This is a genomic window from Candidatus Methylobacter favarea (assembly GCF_902806695.1).
GTDB lineage: Bacteria > Pseudomonadota > Gammaproteobacteria > Methylococcales > Methylomonadaceae > Methylobacter_B > Methylobacter_B favarea.
This window is the reverse complement of sequence record NZ_CADCXN010000034.1, coordinates 1-2,578: the sequence shown is the minus strand read 5'-3', so window position 1 is coordinate 2,578 and position 2,578 is coordinate 1. Positions and strand designations below refer to the sequence as shown.

At 45.9% G+C, this 2,578-nt stretch carries 2 protein-coding genes; one reads left to right on the top strand and one right to left on the bottom strand.

Going from position 1 to position 2,578, the window contains the following annotated elements; genetic code table 11:
* Positions 1 to 1,228: 1,228 nt before the first annotated feature.
* Positions 1,229 to 1,555: a hypothetical protein gene (locus HUX64_RS02785; protein ID WP_174624720.1), complete on the bottom strand. Its 327-nt coding sequence runs from the start codon at positions 1,553 to 1,555 to the stop codon at positions 1,229 to 1,231.
* A gap of 234 nt (positions 1,556 to 1,789) precedes the next feature.
* Between HUX64_RS02785 and HUX64_RS02780 the strand changes: the two genes are divergently transcribed.
* On the top strand, positions 1,790 to 2,221 hold the full coding sequence (locus tag HUX64_RS02780) for an oligosaccharide flippase family protein (protein WP_174624719.1): 432 nt from the start codon (positions 1,790 to 1,792) through the stop codon (positions 2,219 to 2,221).
* Positions 2,222 to 2,578: the final 357 nt, after the last annotated feature.

Here is a 2,578-nt window from a genome sequence, read left to right as displayed (position 1 = left end):
CTTGAGCAACCGCGTCTATGCCAACATCGAGGCACTTGATGAGGCCGTCGCAACCGCTTGGCTGGCGCTGACCCGTGATACCGGTCAGCTCACGCAGCTGACTCATTTTCCCTGGCTTCAATCCGCTGAGGCTCAGGTTAATTTTTGTCCGGGGGCTTTTTGAGATGCGTATAAGATCGCATTGGCGCCCTGTTCCACGTAATATTTGCGAGAGGCTTCGTAGCGCCACTGAATTAACTGGACGACAATTAATCAATTTCTGGTACAACCAGCGCCTAAAAAAACTGACCTTATTTAGCGTGAACAAGTTACTCGTATGCCAGCACGCGATTGGGACTGGATAAAGTCTTACGAATTGGCGCAAAGTCAATGTCATAATCGACAATGCGCTTAGCTCAAAATTGCCGTAGATGACAGCTGGTGCAGATTTTCTCACGCCTGTACGAAGGTAGAGATTGTCTTGCTAGAATCCAAGCCGTCCTGAAAGCCTATATTAACCCGCATCAGCATCAAGCCAAGTCAACATAAGGGATTTATACGGTTAACTTTCAAAACAGAAAAGTTAGCGCTGTAGCCGGACAGTTCAGACGCTTGATAAGAGTATACCGGTGAATAAACCTGCGATAATTATTCAGCTCTACCATCAAAATGTCAGGTATAAACAGCACGCCCGGCCTCGAATGATTAAATTTAATAAAATCTTATCCAAATCCACTACTGTCGAATAGTCAAAAACATCAATTTAATATCTTTTAATAGAGTACCCACCCGCATGGGCCATTTTAAGGTTTTTAGCATGAAGAGCCGATTAGCGGCTTAACTTCGCGGTGCAATCCCGCAGCGGCGCAGGCGAGTCGTACAACACGGAATTACTGCACAAGCCTGTATGCCGATGAAGCCGCCGCCTCGAGCCTGGCGAACCGGTTTCTATAGTAGGTTTTCCTTATTTAACTGCCTGCCCTTCAGAATCAGTAGCGGCGGTGCCGGACAAGGCCTGCAATCGCAAGTCGCCTCATGCGCCCTTGTTCCAGTTTACAATTAGAAGGGAACGAGTTGTCTTTTTAGTGGAGCCACGTTTTTTCGGGCTGTAAAGGTTAATCAGCAGGTAACAGCGAACAGCCACAAACAATCAGGCTTACAACTTTGATACGCTTGCGCAGGCCGACCGCGGCCTCGTGCTGCGCACAGGTCTTGCTTTGGTTGGTTTTGGCCGCTAATTGAAGAGGGTTCATCCGATGGGGTTGTTCCTGCTCTTGGGCATGCTGAAATCGTCTAGCGCCAGCAGTAAACATTCTTCGCTGTAAGGCGCAGCAATAAATTGCCAAAGGGTGGGCATAAGTTCTGCCAAGGCAGCATAAAAGGGATTATGAACGCATAGAGTGTTTCTTCCTGAGCGCAACTCCGAACCGGCCTCTCCAGGCCAGGCAGCAAATTGGAGATCACCGGAGAAGTGAACCGAACGATGATGCTCAGCTATAAGAAGCCCGTTCCTATCCTGGCAGGCCTGCTTGAAGATTGAGCGCAATGGGTTGAGAAGAGCGACTAAAATAAACATGTCAGTTTACATAATATCCTGGCTACGCTATCATTCAGTTTGAAAAAACGGGGTTCGAATTAGAAAAATGGTTTTGCTTGCTATCAAGACTTAAGCATCGAAGTGCGCAATGCCCATATGCTAGCCGTTAGTCGGAACGAAACCAGCTTTACCGCTTCAAGTAAGGAGGACCAATATATTGTGTGCTATTACAATGTAAAGGATTGCAGATAAATATTTTCAAATCCTGGGTCTATGAAGGATAAGCTTGCAAAAGGTGTAGTTTGGCTAGGGGCAGCCAAAGTGATTATCAATTTACTGGCATTTTTCAGCACCTTGGTGCTGGCGCGCCTTCTTACCCCGGAAGATTTTGGGCTGGTGGCATTAGCAACAGCCATGCTTACTATCGTAGCTTCGATGACTGAGTTATCACTCGGATCCGCATTGATACAATACCATGATCCCACTGATACTCATTTTCATACTGTATGGACTCTTAATCTAGGCAGAGCATTTATCGTAGGGCTGCTATTTTGTGCAGCTGCACCCATAGCGGCCCAGGCTTTTAACGAGCCTCGCCTAATAAATATTATGCTAGCGCTGGGGGCTTTGATAGTGATGGCCGGATTTAATAAACCTAAAATAATCATGCTTAGAAGAAGAGGGGTGTTCGGACAAGAGATGTAATGACTATGTCCCAAAAACCTGCCTGCTTTGCCGCAGGCATTACCCTAGCCATCATCTATTAAAAGCTACTGGGCCCTGGTTGCAGGCAGAATTGCACCTTAATTGGTCGGCATCACATTGTTTCTTATATTTTTTCTTGCAAGCCGTTGTTAGCTTTTACCCATGCCCGTGAACTTTGGTCTTTTTTAATATGGCTGACGTTAGGTCAATTTGTAGAAACATTAAACATGGGTATTGCTAATTAACTATAGATAATCTCATTATTTCTTTTAGCCATCAGAAGCCTTACGGAATATTCCAACATCTTTTGGCACTTGCTGTAGCATTTTAACTTGCGGCGCAACCTGGCAAGGAAAT